At 62.1% G+C, this 23,667-nt stretch carries 24 protein-coding genes; 11 read left to right on the top strand and 13 right to left on the bottom strand.

Annotation, left to right across the window (positions count from 1 at the left end; all coding sequences use genetic code 11):
- The first annotated feature begins 88 nt into the window (after positions 1 to 88).
- Positions 89 to 2,143 (top strand): S9 family peptidase, encoded by a 2,055-nt coding sequence (locus tag BHC62_RS11670; RefSeq protein ID WP_070995104.1) that lies wholly within the window; start codon positions 89 to 91, stop codon positions 2,141 to 2,143.
- Here BHC62_RS11670 and BHC62_RS11665 read toward each other — a convergent pair.
- Positions 2,140 to 2,430 carry a hypothetical protein gene (locus BHC62_RS11665; RefSeq protein ID WP_029292337.1) on the bottom strand — a complete coding sequence of 97 codons (291 nt, stop codon included), beginning with the start codon at positions 2,428 to 2,430 and terminating at the stop codon, positions 2,140 to 2,142. The two genes, BHC62_RS11670 and BHC62_RS11665, sit on opposite strands and share 4 nt — an antisense overlap.
- Positions 2,431 to 2,511: 81 nt before the next feature.
- Here BHC62_RS11665 and BHC62_RS11660 point away from each other — a divergent pair, with 81 nt between their 5' ends.
- From BHC62_RS11660 to BHC62_RS11645, 4 genes are all read left to right on the top strand, one after another.
- A complete protein-coding gene (locus BHC62_RS11660; RefSeq protein WP_070995103.1) occupies positions 2,512 to 3,198 on the top strand; it encodes a spermidine synthase in 687 nt (228 codons plus the stop codon).
- A gap of 71 nt (positions 3,199 to 3,269) precedes the next feature.
- Complete coding sequence (locus tag BHC62_RS11655) at positions 3,270 to 3,644, top strand: YajD family HNH nuclease (RefSeq protein WP_003210675.1); 375 nt, start codon at positions 3,270 to 3,272, stop codon at positions 3,642 to 3,644.
- A 182-nt stretch (positions 3,645 to 3,826) separates the two neighbouring features.
- Positions 3,827 to 4,294 carry an RNA methyltransferase gene (locus BHC62_RS11650; RefSeq protein ID WP_003210674.1) on the top strand — a complete coding sequence of 156 codons (468 nt, stop codon included), beginning with the start codon at positions 3,827 to 3,829 and terminating at the stop codon, positions 4,292 to 4,294.
- A 69-nt stretch (positions 4,295 to 4,363) separates the two neighbouring features.
- The gene (locus BHC62_RS11645) at positions 4,364 to 4,705 is read left to right on the top strand and encodes a DUF2892 domain-containing protein (protein WP_070995102.1); all 342 of its coding nucleotides are present in this window, start codon (positions 4,364 to 4,366) and stop codon (positions 4,703 to 4,705) included.
- Between the two features lie 104 nt (positions 4,706 to 4,809).
- Here BHC62_RS11645 and BHC62_RS11640 read toward each other — a convergent pair whose 3' ends face one another.
- Both BHC62_RS11640 and BHC62_RS11635 read right to left on the bottom strand, forming a co-directional pair.
- On the bottom strand, positions 4,810 to 6,042 hold the full coding sequence (locus BHC62_RS11640) for a hypothetical protein (protein ID WP_070995101.1): 1,233 nt from the start codon (positions 6,040 to 6,042) through the stop codon (positions 4,810 to 4,812).
- 12 nt (positions 6,043 to 6,054) lie between these two features.
- The gene (locus tag BHC62_RS11635; protein WP_029292333.1) at positions 6,055 to 6,504 is read right to left on the bottom strand and encodes a YcgN family cysteine cluster protein; all 450 of its coding nucleotides are present in this window, start codon (positions 6,502 to 6,504) and stop codon (positions 6,055 to 6,057) included.
- 153 nt (positions 6,505 to 6,657) lie between these two features.
- Between BHC62_RS11635 and BHC62_RS11630 the strand changes: the two genes are divergently transcribed.
- A complete protein-coding gene (locus BHC62_RS11630) occupies positions 6,658 to 7,251 on the top strand; it encodes a nitroreductase family protein (RefSeq protein ID WP_029292332.1) in 594 nt (197 codons plus the stop codon).
- A 46-nt stretch (positions 7,252 to 7,297) separates the two neighbouring features.
- On the opposite strand, the gene BHC62_RS11625 is transcribed toward BHC62_RS11630, so the two are convergent.
- Complete coding sequence (locus tag BHC62_RS11625) at positions 7,298 to 10,069, bottom strand: hypothetical protein (protein ID WP_143007528.1); 2,772 nt, start codon at positions 10,067 to 10,069, stop codon at positions 7,298 to 7,300.
- Between the two features lie 318 nt (positions 10,070 to 10,387).
- Between BHC62_RS11625 and BHC62_RS28105 the strand changes: the two genes are divergently transcribed.
- Positions 10,388 to 10,720 (top strand): hypothetical protein, encoded by a 333-nt coding sequence (locus BHC62_RS28105; protein ID WP_143007527.1) that lies wholly within the window; start codon positions 10,388 to 10,390, stop codon positions 10,718 to 10,720.
- A 120-nt stretch (positions 10,721 to 10,840) separates the two neighbouring features.
- Here the strand turns inward: BHC62_RS28105 and BHC62_RS11620 are convergent, their stop codons facing one another.
- The 5 genes from BHC62_RS11620 to BHC62_RS11600 form a co-directional block, all read right to left on the bottom strand.
- Complete coding sequence (locus BHC62_RS11620; RefSeq protein ID WP_070995100.1) at positions 10,841 to 11,773, bottom strand: D-2-hydroxyacid dehydrogenase; 933 nt, start codon at positions 11,771 to 11,773, stop codon at positions 10,841 to 10,843.
- Between the two features lie 113 nt (positions 11,774 to 11,886).
- Complete coding sequence (locus tag BHC62_RS11615; RefSeq protein WP_029292329.1) at positions 11,887 to 12,180, bottom strand: YcgL domain-containing protein; 294 nt, start codon at positions 12,178 to 12,180, stop codon at positions 11,887 to 11,889.
- Positions 12,177 to 13,310 (bottom strand): ribonuclease D, encoded by a 1,134-nt coding sequence (gene rnd / locus BHC62_RS11610; RefSeq protein WP_070995099.1) that lies wholly within the window; start codon positions 13,308 to 13,310, stop codon positions 12,177 to 12,179. Before rnd ends, BHC62_RS11615 begins: the two co-directional genes overlap by 4 nt.
- 122 nt (positions 13,311 to 13,432) lie before the next feature.
- Positions 13,433 to 14,089, bottom strand: a complete 657-nt coding sequence (locus tag BHC62_RS11605; protein WP_029292327.1) for a class I SAM-dependent methyltransferase — start codon at positions 14,087 to 14,089, stop codon at positions 13,433 to 13,435.
- Between the two features lie 90 nt (positions 14,090 to 14,179).
- Positions 14,180 to 15,553: a glutamine synthetase family protein gene (locus BHC62_RS11600; protein WP_029292326.1), complete on the bottom strand. Its 1,374-nt coding sequence runs from the start codon at positions 15,551 to 15,553 to the stop codon at positions 14,180 to 14,182.
- Positions 15,554 to 15,970: 417 nt separating this feature from the next.
- Here BHC62_RS11600 and BHC62_RS11595 point away from each other — a divergent pair, with 417 nt between their 5' ends.
- Positions 15,971 to 16,813 (top strand): cache domain-containing protein, encoded by an 843-nt coding sequence (locus BHC62_RS11595; RefSeq protein ID WP_070995098.1) that lies wholly within the window; start codon positions 15,971 to 15,973, stop codon positions 16,811 to 16,813.
- 92 nt (positions 16,814 to 16,905) lie between these two features.
- Here the strand turns inward: BHC62_RS11595 and BHC62_RS11590 are convergent, their stop codons facing one another.
- On the bottom strand, positions 16,906 to 18,423 hold the full coding sequence (locus BHC62_RS11590; RefSeq protein ID WP_143007531.1) for an MDR family MFS transporter: 1,518 nt from the start codon (positions 18,421 to 18,423) through the stop codon (positions 16,906 to 16,908).
- Between the two features lie 53 nt (positions 18,424 to 18,476).
- A complete protein-coding gene (gene pobA / locus BHC62_RS11585) occupies positions 18,477 to 19,670 on the bottom strand; it encodes a 4-hydroxybenzoate 3-monooxygenase (RefSeq protein WP_070995096.1) in 1,194 nt (397 codons plus the stop codon).
- 179 nt (positions 19,671 to 19,849) lie between these two features.
- Here pobA and BHC62_RS11580 point away from each other — a divergent pair, with 179 nt between their 5' ends.
- A complete protein-coding gene (locus BHC62_RS11580; RefSeq protein WP_070995095.1) occupies positions 19,850 to 20,764 on the top strand; it encodes a helix-turn-helix domain-containing protein in 915 nt (304 codons plus the stop codon).
- Here the strand turns inward: BHC62_RS11580 and BHC62_RS28575 are convergent.
- On the bottom strand, positions 20,738 to 20,911 hold the full coding sequence (locus tag BHC62_RS28575; protein ID WP_166647834.1) for a hypothetical protein: 174 nt from the start codon (positions 20,909 to 20,911) through the stop codon (positions 20,738 to 20,740). The two genes, BHC62_RS11580 and BHC62_RS28575, sit on opposite strands and share 27 nt — an antisense overlap.
- Positions 20,912 to 21,010: 99 nt before the next feature.
- The gene (locus tag BHC62_RS11575; RefSeq protein ID WP_029292321.1) at positions 21,011 to 21,916 is read right to left on the bottom strand and encodes a LysR family transcriptional regulator; all 906 of its coding nucleotides are present in this window, start codon (positions 21,914 to 21,916) and stop codon (positions 21,011 to 21,013) included.
- A 113-nt stretch (positions 21,917 to 22,029) separates the two neighbouring features.
- On the opposite strand from BHC62_RS11575, the gene BHC62_RS11570 reads away from it, so the two are divergent.
- Together BHC62_RS11570 and BHC62_RS11565 are read left to right on the top strand one after the other, a co-directional pair.
- Complete coding sequence (locus tag BHC62_RS11570) at positions 22,030 to 22,896, top strand: MBL fold metallo-hydrolase (RefSeq protein ID WP_029292320.1); 867 nt, start codon at positions 22,030 to 22,032, stop codon at positions 22,894 to 22,896.
- Positions 22,897 to 22,930: 34 nt separating this feature from the next.
- Complete coding sequence (locus BHC62_RS11565; protein WP_070995094.1) at positions 22,931 to 23,545, top strand: NAD(P)-dependent oxidoreductase; 615 nt, start codon at positions 22,931 to 22,933, stop codon at positions 23,543 to 23,545.
- Positions 23,546 to 23,667 lie beyond the last annotated feature (122 nt).

Here is a 23,667-nt window from a genome sequence, read left to right as displayed (position 1 = left end):
CAAGGTAGGCAAACAGGCCCGTATGATAACGGCTTTTCCGTGCCACGGCTGCAATGCCGTCGGCCCACTGCCAGACAGAGAGTGATCCATGCCTCCATCGACCCACATCACTGCCGCCCCGATTGCCCGCAGCGCCCCAGGCCAGGACCCATATGCCTGGTTGCAGGAACGCGACAGCAGCGAGGTGCTCGACTACCTCAAGGCCGAGAATGCCTGGCAAGAGGCACAGCTCGATGATCAAAAAGAGCTGCGCGAAACGCTGTTTCAAGAGATCAAGGGGCGCATCCTCGAGACCGATCTGTCACTGCCCTCGCCCTGGGGGCCCTACCTGTACTACACGCGCACCACCGCCGGTGACGAATACCCACGCCACTATCGCTGCCCGCGCCCGGCCGACGACAGCCAGCAGATCGATGAGAGCGCCGAAGAGTTGCTGCTGGACCCGAATGTGCTGGCCAATGGCGGTTTTTTCTCCCTCGGTGCCTTCAGCATCAGCCCGGACCATAAGCGCCTGGCCTACAGCCTGGACACCAATGGCGAAGAGATCTACACCCTGTACGTGAAGGAATTGTCTTCAGGCAAGGTCAGCGAACTGACCTTCGAAAATTGCGACGGCAGCATGACCTGGGCCAACGACAGCCTGACGCTGTTCTTCGGCGAACTGGACGACACCCATCGCCCACACAAACTGTATCGCTATCGCCTGGACGGTACCGCTGCCGAACAGGTGTTCCACGAGCCCGACGGCCGCTTCTTCCTGCATTGCTACCGCTCCAGTTCCGAGCGCCAACTGCTCCTGGCCCTGGGCAGCAAGACCACCAGTGAAATCTGGGCCCTGGACGCCGAGCAGCCGCAACAGGCATTTGCCTGCCTGGCGCCACGGGTTGAAGGCCATGAATACGATGTCGACCACGGCAAGCTGGACGACCAGTGGACCTGGTTTATCCGCAGCAACCGCGACGGCATCAACTTTGCGCTGTTCCAGGCGGCGGACAACGGCAGCGTGCCCAGCGAAGAGCAGTGGCACAACCTGATTGCCCACGATGACGCGGTGATGCTCGATGGCGTGACGCTCAATGCCCGCGCCATGACCCTGAGCCTGCGCATTGGCGGCCTGCCGGTGATCGACGTGCACCCACAAGGTCTGCCGAGCTATCGCGTGGAACTACCAGACGCGGCCTACAGCCTGTATGTGCAAAACAGCCTGGAGTTCGACAGCGACAAGATCCGCCTGCGTTACGAAGCGCTGAACCGCCCGGCGCAGGTTCGCCAGTTGGAACTGGCCAGCGGCGCACAGCAGGTGCTCAAGGAAACCCCGGTGCTGGGTGAGTTCAACGCTGACGACTACGTCAGCCAGCGACTGTGGGCGACGTCTGCCGATGGCACCCAGGTGCCGATCAGCCTGGTGGTCAAGCGCGACCAGGTGGGCCAGCCAACGCCGCTGTACCTGTATGGCTACGGTGCCTACGGTTCCAGCCTCGATCCGTGGTTCTCCCATGCACGCCTGAGCCTGCTGGACCGGGGCGTGGCGTTTGCCATCGCCCACGTGCGCGGCGGCGGCGAACTGGGCGAAGCCTGGTACCGCGCCGGCAAGCAGGAGCACAAGCAAAACACCTTCAGCGACTTTATTGCCTGTGCCGAACACTTGATCGCCCAAGGCCTGACCACTTCCAAGCAACTGGCCATCAGCGGCGGCAGCGCCGGCGGGCTGTTGATCGGTGCCGTGCTCAACCAGCGCCCGGAACTGTTCCAGGCAGCGATCGCCGAAGTGCCCTTTGTCGATGTGCTCAACACCATGCTCGACCCGGACCTGCCACTGACCGTCACTGAATATGACGAGTGGGGCAACCCACAGGAGCCCGAGGTGTACGAGCGGATCAAGGCCTATGCGCCGTACGAAAACGTCAGCGCCCAGGCGTACCCGGCGATGCTGGTGATCGCCGGCTATAACGACAGCCGTGTGCAGTACTGGGAAGCCGCCAAATGGGTGGCCAAGTTGCGCGCCACCAAGACCGACGACAACCTGCTGCTGCTCAAGACCGAACTGGGCGCCGGGCATGGCGGCATGAGCGGGCGCTACCAGGGGCTGCGTGACGTAGCCCTGGAATACGTCTTTGTGTTCAAGGCCCTGGGGTTGGTTTAAGAACCCGCTGCCGGCGCCTTCGGCTTGCTGTCGCTTTGCTGCAGGCCGGGCAAGGTCTGGTCCTTGGGCGGCTTGGGCATTTCAATCGGCGGCAACAACGGCGCCCCGGCCCCTTGTGGCTTGGGTGCCATCGGCGGGGTGACTTGCGGATAGGGGGTCGGCGTTGCAGTACCCGGTGCACCCGTGGTGGTCGCCGGTGTGTTCGGCACGGGTTGCAACTGCTGGGCATGTGCGGCACCCAATGTGAGCACACTCCCTACAATGACCGCTAGAATGCTGCACTTCATCGATGGCTCCATGGCCTGACTGTTAACCAGTCCCAAGGCTACTCCCAACCGCGCAAGAATGCCCTTCCCAATGAGATTTCCATGAAACGTTTCGTGCTGCTCGACACCACCCCCATCCCCGATAACGGCGGCGCCCTGTGCCTGTTCGAGTACGGCGAGGATTTTGTGATCAAGATCCAGGGTGGTGACGGCGGGCAATTGATGAACACGCGCATGCACGGTTCCGAAGACGCCCTGGCAGAAATCCCCTGTCGCAAAGTTGCCGGGCGCCCCGGCTCGCGGGTATTGATTGGCGGCCTGGGCATGGGGTTCACCCTGGCCTCGGCGCTCAAGCACCTGGGCAAGACGGCGCAAGTGGTCGTGGCAGAATTGGTGCCGGGCGTAGTGGAATGGAATCGCGGCCCTCTTGGAGAAAAATCCGGCAACCCGTTGCAGGATCCGCGCACCGTGATCCGCCTGGAAGACGTGGCCAAGGTCCTGCAAGCCGAGCCCCAGGGCTTTGATGCGATCATGCTCGACGTCGACAACGGCCCCGAAGGCCTGACGCAAAAAGCCAACAGCTGGCTGTACTCCGCCGGTGGCCTCAGCGCCTGCGCCAAGGCCCTACGCCCCAAGGGCGTGCTGGCCGTGTGGTCGGCCAGCGCCGACAAGCAGTTCAGCGACAAACTGCGCAAGGCCGGCTTCAAGGCCGAGGAAGTGCAAGTCTTCGCCCATGGCAACAAGGGCACCCGGCATACCATCTGGATTGCCGAGAAGCTCAAGGGCTGAGGCAAATTGCCAGGCGAGCAGCTAGAATCAACGTCATCCGTGATCTATCCAATAAATGAACAGGAGCCATGATGAGCTCGACCAACCCGCCCTCCCACACCGCCAAGCTGGACCGCATCCTCGCCGATGCCCAGCGCGACCGGGAAATGGGCTACCGCGACAAAGCCCTGAAAATGTACCCCCACGTGTGTGGCCGTTGCGCCCGTGAATTCGCTGGCAAGCGCCTCAGCGAACTGACCGTGCACCACCGCAACCACAACCATGACGACAACCCTCAGGACGGTTCCAACTGGGAGTTGTTGTGCTTGTACTGCCACGACAACGAACACTCCCGCTATACCGACCAACAGTATTTCGGCGAAGGCTCCACCAGCAGCCCGACCATCGCCAAGGCTACGCACAACCCGTTTGCGGCGTTGGCGGGGTTGATGAAAAAGGACGACTGACGCTCGGCGCTGAACGCAACGACGCTATCGCGGGCAAGCCCGGCTCCCACAGGTGAATGCATTTCAAATGTGGGAGCCGGGCTTGCCCGCGATGACAATCCCCCAGACCCGCCATTTCTATACCGACCGCTGTTCGAGCAATCCCCGTATAATCGCGGTTTTTCTCGAAGGCACCCTCTCCCGTGGGCAATAAACGCTACAGCTGCATCGGTCTGTACAACCCCAAATCCCCCGAAAACGTTGGCTCGGTCATGCGTGCCGCCGGCTGCTATGGGGTGGCTTCGGTGTTCTACACCGGTAAACGTTATGAGCGGGCCCGGGACTTTATTACCGACACCAAGAAGGTCCACCACGATATCCCGCTGATCGGCATCGACGACCTGAAGAAAATCCTGCCCCTGGGCTGCATCCCGGTCGCCGTGGAACTGGTAGAGGGCGCTCGGCCGCTGCCGGAATACACCCATCCTGATCGGGCGCTGTATATCTTCGGCCCCGAAGACGGCTCCCTCGACAAAGAGATCCGCGACTGGTGCGAAGACGTGATCTACATCCCGACCACCGGCTGCATGAACCTGGCAGCCACCGTCAATGTGGTGCTCTACGACCGCTTGGCCAAGGGCAATAACACCCGTTCGGGACCCAAGTACTGACTTTTTGGGAACATCCTTGAACTGCCGACAGTCAGTTGCATATCAATGGCCCTTTGTTGGAGACAGACCATGAGCGACAGCAGAACCCTCGAACCTGTGATTGAATCGACGCCGTTCCAGACCCAGCCGACCCAGAACGTCCAGGGCTGGGAGCGCATTGGCTCCCTGGCCGGTGGCGTGGTGATGATGGGCAAGGGCATTCGCCGGGGCGGTTTTTTCGGCCTGATCCAGGTGGCGATTGGCGGCGTGGCATTGGCGCGCGGGATCAGCGGCCATAGCTCGGCCAAGTCGCTGCTGGAAAAAAGCCGTCAGGATATCAATAGTGTGCGGACCAAGATCGAGCGGGCCGGCGAGGAATTGAAGAACCTCAAGACCCGGGCTGAAGTGGCTGCCGAAAAAACCACCGGCTGACATTAATCAAAATGTAGGAGCTGGCCAGCGATAGCGTCACCTCGGTACATCTGATGGACCGAGCCGCTTGCATCGCTGGCAAGCCAGCTCCTACACGGGCCCGGTCAGTGCAGCAGCTTGCTGTCGAGCACCACGGACGATTCGCCGATCACGCTTTCAGCCAACTGCACAAACTCCTTGGTACTGATACTGTCCAGGCGCATCAGCGCTTGGGTCAGGTCATCCAGTGAGCGCTTGTTGTGGGTTTTCAGGCGAATTTCGCGATCCAGTTCTTGCAAAACCACCACCGCCCGCGCCACCGTGGCACCGCTGACGTGTTCGCCACGCAAGGTCGTCACGCCCTTGCCATCCTTGCTCAGGCGCGCCTGGATCGCCACATAACGCTCATCGCTGATACCACCCGCACGCCGCAGCAGCTCGATGGCGTAGTACTCCGAAAGCCCCTCACTGATCCAGTCACTGCCCTGGTGGTCGTTGAACCGTCCGATGGCTTGCACCACTTCGCGAATCAGCGGGCTGCTGCCGTTCTCGCTGACCAGCGGCGTGCGGCTATTGAGGTATACCGAATCGCGTGCGGCAAACGCGCCACGGCGCATTGGGTCGCTGGCGCCCACTACCAGCAGCTTGGCCGGGTGCCTGGGAAACGCCGCTTGCACCTGAGGCCAGACGAACGTCAGCAACGTCAGCACATCCATACGCCGCATGGCCTGGCCCTTGGGCGAGGCCACGGTGACTTCGGTTTCGCCCAGGCGCACACGGCGGCTGCCCAGGCTGCCGGCGAGCATCCAGCCAGTGGGCCGGTCGAACAGACGGGACACATTGTCGATACGGAATTTGTGCTTGCCGATCCGCGGCCAGGGCGTCTCGACGCTTTTCCACCCCGCCGGCAGCTCGAAGGTCAGCCGCGACACCAGTTCCACGCCATCCTGCTGGTCCAGACGGGCCGCCGGCACCAGGTCCTCGCCGCGAAACAGCGCCCAACTGGGGGTCATGCGTGATTCGTAGATACCGGCCTTGCGCGCATGGCTCAAGCGCACGCGGTAGGTCAGGCTGGCCTTGTCGGCGCCCGGCTGCCACAGGCCACGACTGGCCCCCGCGTCAGGCCTGACCTGCCACTGGCCGTCGGCCTTGAAATCGCTGTAGTCACCGTCGCGCCCCAAGTCGAAGTCCAGGCTGCGCACCGCCGAGCCCTGGGACAGGCTTAAACGGACTTCGGCCTGATCGCTCTGGGGCAAGAGTTTGACGTGATAGTCGAGGTCGACCTTTTTCGCCGACCACGCCGACGCGCTCAACCCCAACAACAGCAGGCTCACTGCCAGCTTGGCTTGGACCGTCATACGCTCTCCTTTTCAGCCTGCGCGGAAAATCAGGTAATCCTCCCAATCATCCTCGGGCACGCTGCCTTCGCTGAGCATGCGTCCGGACTGGGAAATGCGTTCGTGGTGCACGGCATCGCGATCACCACAGACCAGGTGGTGCCAGAGCGGCAGGTCCTTGCGCTCACTCACCAGGCGATAGCCGCAGGTCGGCGGCAGCCATTTGAACTGATCGGCTTGGCCCGGCGTGAGCTGGATGCAATCGGGGACCGAGTCGCGGCGGTTAGGGTAGTCGGTGCACTGGCAGGTTTTCAGGTCCAGCAGTTTGCAGGCGATACGCGTGTAGTAGACGCTGTTGTCGTCTTCATCTTCGAGCTTTTGCAGGCAGCACAGGCCACAGCCGTCGCACAGCGACTCCCATTCCTCCTGGTCGAGGTGCTCAAGGGTTTTGCGTATCCAGAAAGGTTCGACTTTGGCGGCCATGGCTCTACATCAGTTTCGGTATGTTAAAAGGCCGCCAGTCTAGTGCCCAAGCCCCCTGGGGCCAAGCGCTTACGACTACCGGTAGGGCAAGACTTGTCAGGTACGCGGTGGCGCAGTAGCTTTGAAGGCCGGTTTTTCCATCAGGATGCGCTTATGAGCACTGAAGCACGCGTTGCCGATTATCCGATCCACCCGCAGTTCACCGAACGTTGGTCGCCGCGTGCGTTTACCGGGGAAAGCATCCCGGAGGAAACCTTGCTGAGCTTCTTCGAGGCCGCGCGCTGGGCGCCTTCGGCCTACAACTCGCAGCCTTGGCGCTTTCTCTATGCCCGTCGCGATACGCCGGACTGGCAGCGCTTCCTTGGCCTGCTGAACGAATTCAACCGTGGCTGGGCGCAACATGCCTCGGCGCTGGTGATCGTGGTCTCGAAAACCGATTTTGCGGTGCCGGGCGCCAGCGAAGAAACCCCTGCCCTGTGGCACACCTTTGATACCGGCTCGGCCTGGGGCCACCTGGCGCTGCAAGCCAGCATCAGCGGCTGGCACACCCATGGCATGGCCGGTTTCGATCAGGAACTGACCCGCAAGGAACTGAAAATCCCCGAGGGGTATGCGCTGCATGCGGCGGTCGCCGTGGGCAAGCTGGGAGACAAGTCGACCCTGGCGCAATACCTCCAAGCCCGTGAAGCTCCAAGCCCGCGCCGGCCATTGAGCGAGTTGGTGGCTGCCGGGGACTTCAACCTCTAAGACTGCCCCCCGCCGCTGACACGCGGCGGGGTGTCCAGGCCCCCCATCAAGAAGGTTTAGCGACAAGGCCACTGTAGGCCACGCGCAGCGCCTCTTTATGCCTGTTATATGTGTCCATGACCACCGGCACCATAAACTCCAAGCCCTGGGAATCCATATCCACCGGGTAAACTTTCTGGTCTTTGGCAGAGTACATAAAGTTCTTTAATTGCAGGTCACTGTGATAGATATCCTTGGCTTCCATTTGCGCCAATACATCATCCAGCAATGAACGCGCCTCGGGTGGCAGGCCATTGCGCTCGAACTTGCTCAGATCCACACCTTCGATCCGCCCCATTTTTATATATTTACGCCCATCCTCGATGATTACCCTGGCAAAACCCTCGCCGTAATATTTATTCAGCGAGACCACTTCCGTATTGATGTACTTATCCGATGGCTTGATTGATGTAGGCCCCAGATCCTTGTAGACACTTTTGCCATCAAGGCTCGCGTAGATAATGCCCTCGCCACCTTGCCCGATTACAGCGCCCAGATCGGCTGCCACCGGCATCGGAGCAGCGCCCAACAGATTCAGGCGCTGCCATTGATCACCTTGTACATGCTGGACCAATAGCGGCGTCTGCCGGCCACGGTGATAGATCCGTGCCTGCACCACGCCCTCTTCGGTACGGGTGACTTGCCTAACCTCATACACAGCCGTCTCACCGGCACTGTCGGTATGGCGGATATGGGACAAGTGGCCGTCAGCCGCAACATAGACGCCCTGGCTGTTGCGCGACAGCCCGGCTATTTTCGAGGGCGCAACGCTGTACTCGACGAGCATCCTGTTGCCCAAGTCGCTGCCCGGCGCGACACGTCCCATGGCAAGCGCGCCGTCCACGGCCCTGGTCTGGGCCACAAAGTCCTGCAGAGGCCCACCATAGGCACGTAGCCTGTCGGCATCAAAGGCATACCATTTGCCGTTATGCAGGACGGCCCCTGCTTCGACACTGCGCCCTGCCACCTTGAACCTGCCGGTGGCCGCTACGCCATAGTCGTTGCTGACAGCCTTCAACAGGTCATAGCTGCCGGAAGTGCCCCTGAGCCTATTGACCCCGCCGACACCTTTGGCGAGCCCTTTGCCGACCAGCCTGGCACCGCCGACGCTCAAGTCACCCAACCCGCCAAGCGGGTTCAAGGCGCCAATCGTGGCCGCACCAATGATCTTCGCTCCCTGCAAGGCCTTGGCCGTCCCGGATATGGCTGCGCTGCCTAACTTGCCAAGCTTTCCGGCGACGCCCGCGCCGGCAGTCAGGAAGCCAAAGATATCCAGCGCTAGGTCAAAGGCGCCCTCGCCATAGTTGCCCTGTTGGAAATTGACAATCGCCGAACGCAGCGGAACCAGGTTCAATAAAAACGTTTCAACAACCTTGGCCCTGCCCCGCTGTGCGTCCAGCGTGGTGTGCCCTCTCGCGTGTTCCTTTATCGCGGGATCATCAAGATCAAGGTGTTCGACAAATGCCTGCGCAATGTATTGAGTGCGTGCCGTCGCAAAACTATCAAGTAACGGGTTACCCACGGGTGTTGTTTGTTCTTGTTGCTGGGCTTGGCTGGCGGCAGGTGTGAACGCCTTGGTCTCGTAGACCAGGTTGGCATTTCTGGAACGACGCTCCTCGGCTTGCCAGGGCTCAGTTGATCGAATAGTGCCTTGGGCAAAGTTTATTTCGTACGCCGCGGTCTTTCCCTCGCGTTCGGTTTTTACCAGCAGCTCCACCCCCTTGGGATGATGGGTTTTATCGGAGAACCCCAGCCCGAGCGTATGGGATGAACGTTGATAGAAGGCGATCTTTCCATATTCAAAGTTCTTTCGGTCCTCCAGGGGAAGCTGCGCGATCAAGTGTTTGACGGCTGTGGTGACCGCCGCCTTTTTACTCTGGATGACATCATTGAACTGCTGGTTGAACGACTCGGTTGTGCCAAACCGGTAGTTGGCATTCAACTCGGCCAGGGGGATGCGGCTGTCCGCCGAATAGAACAAGGCTGGAGAAGGCAGGTCCATCATGGCGATATCCAGCAACGAATGGAGGCCGACCAATCGGGTGGCCGGCGTTCCCGGCGCTCCTCGCGGGGAACTTGTGGTGCTGATCAACCTTTCTTCAAAAAGCCCACCGAGATCGCCAAACCGTTGTTTGAGTTCGGCCAGCGCCAGTGCCTTTCGACCAGGGAGGGCCTGGTCCAATGACCGGCTGGCACTGATCATTTGCTGCTGGCGGGTATTGAAGGTGTTCTGGAGGGTGTCCAGTTCTTGGTTGGTGTAGCGTTCGTCCGCCTTGCGCACCAGCAGGCCATTGACCACCCCCCAGTCCACCAGCGCAGCCTGCTGTGCACGCTGGGTGATGTCCGGATCAGCCAGCCTTGCGCGCTCGGCCTGCTGCATGACCTGCACAAAGGTCATGTTCGGTACTTTGCCCGGCGACTGGGCCTCGATGGTCGCCGCCGCAATCGCCAGGCTGACCCAGGCCGAACTGCCATAGGTCACGCTGGCGGGGATGTCTTTGATAAGAAATTCGGGAGCCGCTTTGGCCAGCAACAGATAGGCGCCCACCCCGGCCATTTCCGGGCTGGTCTTGCCTCCAGCGCTGAGGTGCTCGCTCAACCCCGCTACCACCGTTGAAGCGGGTTGGCCCCAGTGCTTCTCGCTGGCCAGGTCGAAACCCGCCACCTTGTTGCGCTGGGGAGCGCCGATGGGCTCGGGATCCATCTGTACAGCCATGGCGGCCAGCAAATAGTCGCCGGCACTGCGGTCAGTGGCTATCCCGCTCATTTGTTGCTGCAAGTACTTCCCCAGCCGCTGCCCCTCGCTGGAACTGACCAGCGACTCCAGAGCCTTGGCGGGGTTGCCCAGCACAGGCGCGGCGACTGGCTGGCCAGCGTGCAGGAAACCCAACACCCCCTTGCCTTGCCTGCCTTGTGGCTGCTCACCCAGATAACTCTGGGTCAACACGCCAAGTTTGTGCTGCTCAGTTGGGCTCATGGGCACCGGCCAGGACAACCCACCGCCAAAATCGCCAAGAGGGTGCTCCAGGGCTTTTTCATCCAGCGCCTGGGCCAGGCTGGTGAGATGAAAATGACTGGAGGGCAGGAATAAACCCAGATGCTTGATAAAGGCTGCCAAGGTGATGCTGCGACCGGTCTGCAGCGCATGGGACGACTCGGGGTCGATGCCCATCGGCGTACTCTCCAGCGCCGCCAGCACTGCCTGAGGCGCAGCGTCTACGCCCAATCGGGTGGCGACCTCGTGGAGCTTGCGCGCCAGGAGCTTGAGGTTTGCCTGGTCTGCCAGCGCGGCCCGCAGACCCGCCGGCTGCTTGGTTCGGGCCGGGATGACCTGGGCGCCTGCATCAACAGTGGTCGGATCAGGTTGCGGCTGCAGCGGGCGGGAAGCGTCAACGGCGCGATCAGCCGCAGGCATGAGAAGCGGGGATAGTGGCGGGGGAACAGCGCGCAAAACGAGCATGGAGAGGCCTCCCTTCTTAAGGTCAGAGAGCCTCCCACTTTTGCCGCCAGCGATAAAATCAGATGGGTGCCACGCACCGTGTGGGGTTTTTCAATATCCCCGCTCGAAACTCACCTCGCCCCGCAGCGAATCCTTGGCCTGGTACGCCCGCAGGTTTTCCACAAACAGCGCCACCATCCTGCGCGGGCAGGTCGGCGCGGAGCTGTGGCCCGTCAGCAGCAAACCCCAGGCGGTCCAGAACGGATGGCGCTGGGGCAGTGGCTCCTGGCGGCAAACGTCGATCACCGCACCGGCCAGGTGACCTTCCTTCAAGGCCTCGACCAGGTCGGCATCCACCACCGCCACGCCACGCCCGACGTTGATAAACAACCCGGTCGGTTTGAACTGCTTGAACAGCGCTGCGTCGTACAGGTCGTGGGTGTTGGGCGTGTTGGGCAGCAGGTTGACCACATAGTCCACCTCGCCCACCAGGCGGCCCAGTTGATCCGGCCCGACCACCTCGATAAACGGTGCCTGCTCCCGGGCTTCGCTGGCGATGCCGTACAACTCCACGCCAAAGGGCAGCAGGAACTGCGCCACGCTCTGGCCGATATCGCCGGTGCCGACGATCAGCACCTTGCGCCCCGCCAGGCTCTGGCCCATGCGGTTGTCCCACTTGCGCTCGACCTGGCTCACCAGGCGCGCCAGCACTTCACGCTCGTGACCGAGCATATAGGTGAGCACGTACTCGGCCATCACCTGGCCAAAAATGCCGACGGCACGGGTCAGCCGATAATCCCGAGGCAGGCCATCGGCCAGCAGCGGCGTGATGCCGGCCCAGGTCGATTGCAGCCACTGCGGGTGGTGGCCCTGGCGCAGCAGGGTTGCCAGCAGGTCTGGCTGGCCCAGCCACACCGGGCAATCGGCAGCCAGGCTCGACAATTGGGCCGAGTCGCCACTGGTCAGGACTTCAATATCCGGCGCCGCTTCGCGCAGCAATCGGGCGTACAGCGGGTGGTCCTGTTCTGCTATCAGAACGCGCATGGTTCAAACCTTTCAAAAACAGTGCAGGCGGCCACCGCCAGCAAACTGACTGCAGGGCTCGGGGCTCGCCAGGTCATTCGATTCAAACGTGTCCCGAACGGGACACTGGTCGCTCACATCGGGTCGTTACGGCGCAGCAACTCTTCGGGAAGGTGTTCGATGTACTCGTCATCCGGCGGTGGCATTTGCAGGTGGTAGCCCTGCTTTTCGAGGTTGGCCAGGACCGCCACGATATCCTCCTGCTGCAACTTGCGTTCCGGCGTCAGTACCAGGTTGAACGCGTGTACCGGCTTGCCGAACACCGTCAGCAGGCCTTCGGGCACGCGCTCGAGGGCATCGCTCTTGAGCACGTAGAGGTACATGCCGGCACGTTTCGGGCTGCGGTAGATGGAGCAAATATGTTTCAAGGCTGTTCTCCGGCAGTGGCCAGGCTGTCCAGCAGCGCCTGGCCCATCAACTCGCGGCGCCAGCCACGCAGCGAGTCAGGCAATTGGTAAGGCCCATCGGGGTAGCCGCTCTTGACCAGCGCCTCAAGGGTTTTCTTGCGCAGCATCAGTTCCGGGGCCATGTCCAGGCGTTCGGCGAAGGTCTGGCCCAGGGCGCGCAGTTGCTTGATCAGCACCGCGGCATCCACCGGCAACGGCTCGGGCACGGCCGGTGGCCATTGGTCCATCGGCACACTGGCGGCACGCTTGATCAGGCCCAGCAGGAACTCGCCGTCCTGGCGCACGGTGCGCGGGTGCATGTCTTCGATTTTGCCCAGGGCAGCGAGGTTATCCGGCTGCGACTTGGCCAGGGGCCATAGTGAGTGTTCGCGGATGATGCGGTTGCGTGGCAGGTCGCGGGCACGGGCCTGCTGCTCGCGCCAGGCGCACAGTTCGCGCAACACGGCGAGCTGGGCCCGGGACAGTTTCCAAGCCAGCTTGGCGTCGCGGTAGACCTCGTAGGGGTCGATTTCCCGGCGCAGGTTGGCCACCAGTTCGGCGCCATCTTCCAGGACCCAGGCGTACTTATCGTCGGACAACCGCGGACGCAGGAGCGTATAGACCTGCGCCAGATGCACCGCGTCTTCGGCGGCGTAACTGACCTGGGTCTCGGACAGTGGCCGCTGCAGCCAGTCCGAACGCGTCTCGCCCTTGGGCAACTCGATATCCAGCACCGCTTGCACCAGGCGCGAGTAGCCCATGGAGAAGCCGAGGTTCAGGTAGGCCGCCGCCAATTGCGTGTCGAACAATGGCACCGGCAGGCTGCCGGTCAGGCGCAGCAATACTTCCAGGTCTTCGCTGCAGGCGTGCACCACCTTGATCACCGCTGGATTTTCCAGCAACGCGGCCAAGGGCTGCCAGTTATCGATGGTCAGGGGATCGATCAGATAAGCGCGTACACCATCCCCGATCTGGATCAACCCGGCGATGGGATAGAAGGTGTCGACCCGCATGAATTCGGTGTCGAGGGCGACGAATGGCAACTGCTGCCATTCGGCGCAATGCTGGCCGAGGCTATCGTTGTCGCAGATCCAGTGAATATCGATGGCCACACGGCTCTCCCTTGAAGAATGGCGCGCAGTATATATCGCCTGAGGGTCTTTCGAGCACCCGCAGTGTGCCAGCCATCATGAAAACTCTGACAGGAGACGAAGAATAGTCCGACGTGTGCGGCTTATCCTCTTTTACGCAGCACATAAACCCGCCACAAGGCCGAGCCGGGCATGAACTCTTGCTGGTTCAGCACCGTGAAGCCCGCCTGGCGGAACTCCGCTTCCACCTCGCTGCGATGGGCCAGTAAAGGTTGCCCCGCGCCTGCCGGGTGGCGTTGACGATGGCGGCTGTCGCTGTCTACCGAGACAATCACCGTGTCGCGGCTGACCCGGTGAAATTCGCGCAACAACGCCAGCCGCGCGTCAGCCGTGGGGACGTGGCGAAACAATTCCAGGCAAAAAATGCAGTCCACCGCGTTGGCCGACAGGCCGATGGAAAAGGCCGAGCCCTGGAACGTCTTGATCCGCCGCAGAAATGCCGCGCCATGGTGGCTCTGTGCATGATCGAGCATGACTTGGGAGGCGTCCGAGGCCAGGATCACGCGGTTGCTGTGCTCAGCCAGCACCGGCCAGAAACGCCCCGCCCCGCAGGCCAGGTCCAGCACCAGGCCGGGCTCCCCCGCCACCTTCAGGGCCTGGCGCACCAGGCGCTCATCGCGCCATAACCACAAGCGCCGCAGCAAACCAGGCGGTCGCGTGTCACCACAGACCCGAGCGTGGTCACGATCACAGCGCGCGGCGAATTCAGCCTCGATGGACGATAGGGGGGGTGGTGACATCACGGGACTCATGTAGATGAACCGGTCTCTACGGACACTGGAACTTGAGCTTAACCACCCCTGCGTGAAAAAAAGGTCGAAAGGCCATCGTCACGCCTGGTGCAAGTACCAACGCCAGTCCTGCTCACCCACTTCGCCCATGAACTGCCGATACTCGGCCCGCTTGACCGCCAGGTACACGCCGAGGAACTCCTGGCCGAACGCCTCACGCGCCCAGGCCGAACCTTCCAATGCGCGCAAGGTGGTCAGCCAATCGGTGGGCAGCAACTCCTTGGCCTGGGCATAACCATTGCCCGTCACCGGCGCGCCCGGATCGCGCTGTTCGCGAATGCCTCGGTGAATCCCCGCGAGAATGGCTGCCGCGGCCAGGTAAGGGTTGGCATCGGCGCCGCAGATGCGGTGTTCGATATGCCGCGAATACGCCGGCCCGCCTGGCACACGCAGGCTCACCGTGCGGTTGTCGACGCCCCAGGTGGCGGCCAGCGGCGCGTAGCTGTTGCTCTGGAAGCGGCGGTAGGAGTTGGCGTTGGGACAAAACAGCAGCAAGCAATCGAGCAAGGTACTGAGCATCCCGCCGACCGCCTGGCGCAACAATGGCGTGCCGTCGGGCGCCTCGCTGGCAAACAGGTTGTTGCCGTCGGCATCCGCCAGGCTGACATGCATGTGCATGCCTGTGCCGGCCAGGTCGTCGAACGGCTTGGCCATGAAACAGGCAGTCATCCCGTGTTTGTGGGCCACGCCCTTGACCAGGCGCTTGTAACGCACCGCCTCGTCCATCGCCTGCAACGCATCGCTGCGATGCTCGAGGGTGATCTCCACCTGGCCTGGGGCGTATTCGGAAATTGCCGTGCGCGCGGGGATGCCTTGCAGTTTGCAGGCACTGTACAGGTCGGCCAGAAACGGCTCGATCTGCTCCAGTTCGCGCAGGCCATAGACCTGGGTCGAGCGCGGGCGAGCGCCATCCACATCCCGCGCCGGTTGCGGGCGGCCATTGCTGTCGGGTTTCTGGTCGAGCAGGTAGAACTCCAGTTCCGCCGCCATCACCGGGTAATAACCGTCGGCCTTGAGCCCATCGATGACCTTGGCCAGCAAGTGCCGGGGATCGGCAACCGTCGCCGGCAGGCCTTCCTCGGGGTGCATGCTGACTTGCACCGCTGCCGTGGGAATCAAGCGCCACGGCATGCGTTGCAAACTGCCGCTGATCGGGTAGGCACGGCAATCGATATCGCCCACCTCCCACACCAGGCCGGAGTTTTCTACGTCATCGCCATTGAGGGTCAGGCCCAGGATGGTGCTGGGCAGCGGCCGACCGCTTGCATAGACCGCCAGCAGTTCATCACGGTGCAGCAACTTGCCCCGGGGCACGCCGTTGCTGTCGAGGATGAACAGTTCGAACATCTCGATATCGGGGTTGTGGTCAAGAAAGGACTGGGCTTCGTGCAGGTTGGCAAAGACGGTACTCATGGCAGCTCTCTTACGTTTGCGTCAGGCAGGCGCGCACGACGGCACGCCCTGGATGGGGGCAATCAGCGTAAGGGCGTGGTGTCTGGCGGGCGGGCGTGGCGGCAGTGCCACAGCGCCCAAAAGGCCAGTTCAGAGGGCAGTGCATCAGCACCCAACCGACATACCGGGCAGCAGGGCGCGATGGCGCCAGGCGAGGCCTCGGGGTGAGCGTCGGGGGAGCCGTCCATGCAGTGATCACAGTGAAGAGATGAACACCAGCGTCACACGGTGCAATAAGTCGTTAAATTCACCCTTGATGGAGTTTGGATGCGACCTCACTAAACATTCAGAAGCGACTTACATCGTTTGCTGAATATTCATGCATAGCTCACAGCCGTCTACGCTGTTGGGACATTCACAAGAACGAGGGACGGGTCAATGAAGGGAATGCTCCGCGCCACCTGGCTGCTGTTGCTGTTGTGTGCCAGCCAGGCCCACGCCGCTACCGCCCAGGAACAGGACGCCCAGGCCGCCAAGGCGCTGCTGGAGAAGGCTCTGGCCTACTACCACGACAACGGTGACAAGGCCTTCGCCGCCTTCAGTCGCCAGGGCGAGTTTGTCGACAAGGACCGTTATGTGTTCGTGGTCGATACCAAGGGCGTGCTGCTGGCCAGTGGCGGCCCGTCATCGGCGTTGATCGGGCGCGACGTGTCCGAAGTGCTCGGCCCGGACCTGCGCCAGTCCTTCAAGGAGGCGTTGAAAATCCCGGAAGGCAATGGCATCCAGCAAGCCGAATACCGCTGGCAGAATTGGAACGATGGCAAGGTTGAACGCAAGCGTGTGTTCTACCAGCGCATCGGCCAGCGCATCCTCGCCGTCGGCTATTACCTGCCCCGCGCCACGCCCGAACAGGCCAAGGCCCTGCGGGACAAGGCGGTCAAGGACCTGGAGAAAAACGAAGCGGGCACCCTGAAGGCAATCAACGCACTGCAAGGTGGCTTCCTGCAGGACGACCTGTATGTGTTCGTGGTCGACCTGGATACCGGGCGCTACGTGGCCCATGGCACCAACCTGCGTCTGATTAACACCGACTTTGCCAAGGTCAAGGACCCGGACGGCAAGCCCGTGGGTGAGCCGATCCTGGCACTGATGAAGGAGCAGGGTCAGGGCGAATATGAGTACCGCTGGAAAAACCCGGTGACCGGCAAGGTGGAAGACAAGCATGCCTACCTGCGCAAGAGTGGGCATTTTCTGGTGGCAGTGGGTTACTACAGCCCATAAAGCGCCCGCGCTAAAGAATCCCCGTGGCGAGGGGCTCATCCCCTCGCCACGGGCGGGGTTCGCGCTTAATTGAGCGTCCTGGGTCGAAGCGTTTATCGCGCCTTGTCCTCACGCCCACGCAACAGGTGGTTGGGCATGGCAATCGCCGCCGCCAGCCCCAGCAGCGACACTGCCGCACTGATCATCAATAAATGCCGGAACGTACTCAGCAACTCCCCACGCAAGGCATCCTGCGCCGGGCCGGGCGCGGCATTGAGGCCATCGAGCAGGACGTTGCCGGAACTGCCTTCAGCCATCATCGAGCCACCGGCCAGATGGGCAATACTCGAATCCTGCAACAACGCCAGCAGCAAGGCCGACATGCATGCCACGCCGACCGCGCCACCCAGGGAGCGGAACAGGTTGGTGGTGCTGGTGGCGACGCCAATGTCGTGTTGGGCCACCGAGTTTTGCGTGCCCACCAGGGATGTCGGGAACTGCATGCCTGAGGCAATGCCACTGAGCACCATGAACAGGCTGCTCAAGACCAGGGACTGGGGTGCGCTGAAGGCCATGCCGAAGATCGCAATCGGCGTGAGCACTGCCCCGGCCAGGATCATGGGTTTGTAGCGCCCCGTCACCGAGGTCATGCGCCCGGCGAAGAACGCGCCCATGGGCAAGCCCATCGCCAGCGGCAGCAGGTGCAGCGCAGCGCTGTCGGCGCCGGCGCCCGTGACGCTCTGGTAGCGCAGGGGCATCAGTACGATCAGCGAGATGGCCTGGAAACTGGTGAAGAAAATCGTGCACCAGCACAGCACCGCGCTGCGGTTGGCGAACAGGTGCATGGGCAACAACGGCTCCCGCGCCCGGCGCTCGTGCCAGACAAACAGCGTCAACGCCACCAGGGCACATGCCAGCAGGCCCAGCACTTGATCATCGCGCCAATGATGGCCCTGGCCGATTTCGGTGATGCCCAGCAACAACGCCGTCAGGCCAACGATCATCAGCAGCGTGCCAAGGTAATCGATGATCGGCTTGCGCTGTGGCACCGGCAGCCCCACCAGGGTGCGATGGGCCACCCACCAGGCGCCCGCGCCCAATGGCAGGTTGATCAAAAACACCCAGCGCCACGACAGGTACTCGGTCATATAGCCGCCCAGCACCGGCCCGGCCACGCTGGCGACGGCGTACATGCTGCTGAAGTAACCCTGGTAACGCCCGCGCTCGCGGGGTGGGATGATGTCGCCGATGATCGCCTGGCTCACGGAAATCATCCCGCCCGCGCCAATGCCCTGGAGGATACGCGCCAGCACCAGTTGTTCCATGCTTTGCGCCATGCCACAAAACAGCGAGGCGACGGTGAACAGGCCCATGCCGATCAGCATCATGGGCCGGCGCCCGTACAGGTCGCCGAGCTTGCCGTAGATCGGCACCGCCACCGTCATCGCCACCATGTAGCCAGAGATGACCCAGGCCAGCAAGTTGACGTCGTTGAACTGGGCGGAAATGGCCGGCATCGACACCGCCACGATGGTCTGGTCCAGGGCGCCGAGGAAAATCGCCAACATCAGCGCGGCGAGGACACTGCGTACGGAAGGTGTGGGTTGAGTCACGGCAGAACCTGCAGGCAAGGCCACGGAAAAAGAGGCCCGCGGCAATGCCCGTCATGTTACTCGATAGCCAGCTATTGGATAGCTTCGTAGGGAAGTCCGACGTAATTTTCTGCAATGGTTTTACGCCCGGCCTCAGACTCGACAAAGTACTCCAGCTCGCTCTGGGCGATGCGTTGGCTGAAGCCATCCGCCTCGGGAAACTGGTGCAGCATCGAGGTCATCCACCACGAAAACCGCTCGGCCTTCCAGATACGGCGCAGGCAGATCTGTGAGTATTTTTCCAGCAGCTCCACGCGCCCTTCCCGGTACACCTTGCACAGGATCGTAAACAGGGTGCTGACATCACTGGCCGCCAGGTTCAGGCCCTTGGCCCCGGTGGGGGGCACGATGTGGGCGGCGTCTCCCAGCAGGAACAGGCGCCCGTACTGCATGGGCTCCACCACGAAACTGCGCAGCGGGGCGATGCTCTTTTCGATCGACGGCCCGGTGACCAATTGCGCCGCCAGATCCGTGGGTAAGCGCGCCTTGAGTTCATCCCAGAAGCGCTGGTCGGACCACGCGTCAATCGACTCCGCGGCCGGCACTTGCAGGTAATAGCGGCTGCGGCTGGACGAACGCATGCTGCACAGGGCAAAGCCGCGCGGGTGCTTGGCGTATACCAATTCGTCGTGGACCGGCGGGGTGTCGGCAAGAATGCCCAGCCAGCCGAAGGGGTAAACCCGCTCGAAGGTCTTGAGCACGTCGCTGGGGATCGACTGACGCGCCACGCCGTGGAAGCCATCGCAACCGGCTATGTAGTCACAGTCCACGCGTACCTGCTGGCCTTGATGCTCGAAGGTCAGCCAGGGCCGCTCGCCCTTGAGGTCGTGGGGTTGTACGTTGCGTGCTTCATAGAAAGTGATGGCGCCGGCCTGCTCGCGGGCGGCCATCAGGTCGCGGGTGACTTCGGTCTGGCCGTAGATCATCACGGTCTTGCCGCCGGTCAGGGATTTCAGGTCGATGTGTTGCAAACGCCCATTCAGAGCCAGCTCGAAGCCTTCATGCACCAGGCCTTCGGCGTCCATCCGCTGGCCGACGCCCGCCTGGCGCAACAGCTCGACCATGCCCTGCTCCAGCACCCCGGCGCGAATCCGCCCCAGAACATAGTCCGGGGTCTGCCGCTCAAGAATCAGGGTTTCAATCCCGGCGTTGTGCAGCAACTGGCCGAGCAGCAGCCCCGAAGGACCGGCGCCGATGATGGCGATTTGGGTTTTTAGCGTTTTCATTATTTTTATGACCCGCCTGCTTCCCCCGAACGTAACCGGTGAAAGCGTTGTCAGTGGTTTTGGTACTGGCATTTTTCCCTTGAGTGACCGCCACAAGAAGGTGAAAACTGAGCCAAAGCCTGCGCTTTTCGCCAATCGGGGCGATTACCGAACCACTGTCCTGAGTATCGGATAAAAACATGACCAAAAATGCCAGCCCCGCGATTCCAGTGTTCAAACTCTACGGGGAAAGCCAACAGTGGCCGACGCCAGACTTACTGCACTGTGAAACCATCTCCCGGCGCAGCCGTGAGTACCAGTGGGAGATCCAGCCCCACCGGCATGCGGACCTGTGCCAATTGCTCTACGTGTACAAGGGCCAGGCGCAACTGGAGATCGAGGGCCAGCGCACGACGCTGACGCAGTCGACCCTGCAGGTGCTGCCGCCGCTGTGTGTGCATGGGTTCCGGTTTTCCGAGGATGTCGAAGGATTTGTGGTGACACTGGCCGCGCCACTGGTGGCGCACCTGCAAGGCCAATTGGGTTCGGCGGTGGACGGCTTGAGCGCCCTGGGCAGCTACCCGGCGGGCCAGGACAGTGACTATCTCAATAGCCTGTTTACGCGGTTGCAGAACGAATACAGCGACGACTTCCCGGCCCGGGACATGATGATGCACGCCCTGGTCAGCGTGCTGCTGGTGTGGATCAGCCGCCAGGCCATCCAGCGCCGCCATCCACGGGCCCCACGGGGCCGTGAGTACTTCCGGCGGTTCACCCAGTTGGTGGAGCAGCACTACCGTGAACACCCGAAAATCGAAGACCTGGCGCACAAGCTGGGGATCTCTGTGTCGCACCTCAATGGCACCTGCCGCGAATTGGGCGGGCAGCCGGCCTTGCAGATCATGCATGACCGTCAGTTGCTGGAGGCCAAGCGCCTGCTGACCTACACCAGCATGACCATCAACGAAATGTCTGAGGTTTTGGGGTTTTCAGATCCGACCAATTTTTCACGCCTGTTCCGACGACGCGTGGGGTTTTCACCCAAGGCATTTCGCGAACAGCTGAACGCGGCGCCTAACGATGGCGTGTCAGCGCAGAGCGCTCAACGTCGCTGAGTAGGTGCATTGCCCATGGTTGCAACTCGCGGCCATGCCCGGTTGCTGGCGGGCCTGTTCGGCGCGGTAGGCGGCGGTGCCGTACAGGGCTGTGGCGAAGGCGCACAGGGCAAAGATCATCAGGTACTTTCTGGTTTTGATCGTCATGGCGGTGACCTCCGGACAGATCAAGAAGGTGCTGTCTTAAGCATAGGTCAGCCAGGGCGAGTTGCCAGTATTGACGGGTATTCAGGCGCCTTATCGGCCCTACAGCCCCGCATCCCATTGCGGCTCGGGCGGGAAGCGCAATACCAGGAAATCCAGAAGGCTGCGCAAGGCCTGCGGCATGTGCTTGCGCGAGGCGTAGACCGCGTACATGTTCATCCGCCGGGGCTCGGCATGGGGCAGCAGGCGGATCAGTTGCCCGCTGCGGATGTAATCGCCGGCCTGATAGGTCGGCAACATCGCCACCCCCGCGCCGGCCAGGGTCAGCCGTAGCAAGGTGCTGGCCTCATTGGCGCTGATATTGCCGTGCACCGGCACCGACACCGGTTCGCCATCCTCCTCGAAATGCCACAGGCTTTTGCCGAAGTAAGAATGGGTCAGGCAGTTATGCCCCGCCAACTCCTCTACCCGCTGGGGTTGCGGGTGCTCCTGCAGATACGCCGGCGAAGCGCAGATCACCGAGCGGCATACCGTCAGTTGACGGGCGATCAGGTTGGGATCCAGGTCATTGCTGGTGCGGATCGCCAGGTCAATGCGCTCATCCACCAGGTTCACCGTGCGATCGAGCATCTGCAGGTCAATGCTGACCAACGGGTAACGCTTGACGTAATCGGCCATCGCCTCGGCCAACTGCGCCTGGCCAAACGAGGTGCTGACACTCAGGCGCACCAGGCCACGGGGGGCGTCGTCCGGTTCGCTGACGGCGGCCTGCATGTCGCAGGACAATTCCAGCATCTGCCGGCATCGTGGCAGGGTTTCGCTGCCGGCGGCGGTCAGGCTGAGCTTGCGGGTGGTGCGGTGCATCAAGCGTGCGCCGACCCAGTCCTCCAACTCCGCCAGATAACGCGACACGACAGGGCGCGACAGGTCCAGGTGATCGGCGGCGGCAGATTGGCTGCCCAGGTCGACCACGGTGACAAACACGCGCATTGCTTGAAGACGATCCATGATTTGCCCGATTTCAGAAACAAACTATGTTCCAGCATCGCATTTTTTGCTGCGTTCAGTGCAACTAAGCTCTGTCCATCGCCTGCCAAGGCACCCCTGACCTGGACCTGAACATGCTCACCACCCTCAAGCGCTTTGTATTGGCTACTACCGTTCTCGGCTTTGCCGCCCACGCCGTCGCCGCCGACCTCACCCTCGATGTCTACAACCCGGGCGAATCGGCGATCTTCCCTGTCAGTTCGGTGCTGGTCAGCGGCGAGAAAGACGCGATCCTGGTGGACGCGCAGTTTGGCAAAGGCCAGGCCGAACAACTGGTGCAGAAAATCCGCGCCAGCGGCAAACAACTGACCACCATCTATATCAGCCATGGCGACCCAGACTACTACTTCGGCCTCGACACCCTGGCCAGCGCCTTCCCCCAGGCCAAGATCCTCGCCCCGCAGCCCGTGGTCGACCATATCAAGGCCACCGTTGCCGGAAAGATCGAATACTGGGGTCCGAAAATGGGCGACGACAAGCCGGCCAAAACCATTATTCCCCAAGTCCTCGAAGGCCATAGCCTGACGCTTGAAGGGCAAGCACTGGAAGTGATCGGCCTGGATGGCCCGCAGCCGGATCGCAGCTTTGTCTGGATCCCATCGATCAAGGCCGTGGTCGGCGGCGTGGTGGTCTCGCAAAACATCCACCTGTGGATGGCCGACACCCAGGGCGCGAAATCCCACGCCGATTGGCTGGGCACCCTGCAACGTATCGAAAAACTCAAACCGGTCACCGTGGTACCCGGTCACTACCTGGGCACACCTTCGGCCAAATCTGTCGCCTTCACTGCCGACTACATCAAGGCGTTCGACGTAGAGACCGCCAAGGCCAAGGACTCCACCGCACTGATCGCGGCGATGAAAAAACGCTACCCGCACCTGGCCGATGAAAGCTCCCTGGAACTGAGCGCCAAAGTCGCCAAGGGCGAAATGAAGTGGTGAATTGATCCAACCCTTACCCACCCTGGAGAACGTCATGAGCAAGATTGCAATCATTGGTGCCACCGGCCGTGCCGGTAGCCAACTGCTGGAAGAAGCCCTGCGTCGCGGCCACACGGTCACTGCCATTGCCCGTAACACTGGCGCTATCGCGGCGCGTCCCGGCCTGACCGTCAAACAGGTCGACGCCCTGGACGCGGCAGCTCTGCAACAGGCCATCAGCGGCAACGACGTGGTGATCAGCGCCGCGCACTTCGCCACCCTGCCCGCTGCCGCAGTGATCGGCCCGGTCAAACAGGCCGGCGTAAAGCGTTTGCTGGTAGTGGGCGGTGCGGGTTCGCTGCTGTTGCCGGGCGGCGGGCGGGTCATCGACAGCGAAGGTTTCCCTGCCGAATACAAGGCCGAGGCCAGTGCGGGTGCGGTGTTCCTCGACACCTTGCGCCAGGAAAAGACGTTGGACTGGACCTTTCTTTCGCCCTCGGCAGAGTTTGTCGCGACTGAGCGCACCGGCACGTTCCGCCTGGGCCAGGACGACCTGCTGGTGAGCAGCGAAGGCCGCAGTTGGATCAGCTTTGCCGACTTCGCCATTGCGTTGATCGATGAAGTGGAAACACCCAAGCATTCGCGCCAGCGTTTCACCGTAGGCTACTAAACACACACCCTGTGGCGAGCGGGCTTGCCCCACCACTCGGTGCCTCGCCTAGGCTCGGCATGCCCGCAGTCAGGCATTGCTCCGTGGGCCCGCCGCGATCGGCCATCCATGGCCGTGTCGCG

The sequence above is a fragment of the Pseudomonas sp. 06C 126 genome, from assembly GCF_001855215.1.
GTDB classification, from domain to species: Bacteria; Pseudomonadota; Gammaproteobacteria; order Pseudomonadales; family Pseudomonadaceae; genus Aquipseudomonas; species Aquipseudomonas proteolytica.
The sequence above is the reverse complement of the archived record's forward strand: the minus strand, read 5'-3'. Positions and strand labels throughout refer to the sequence as shown.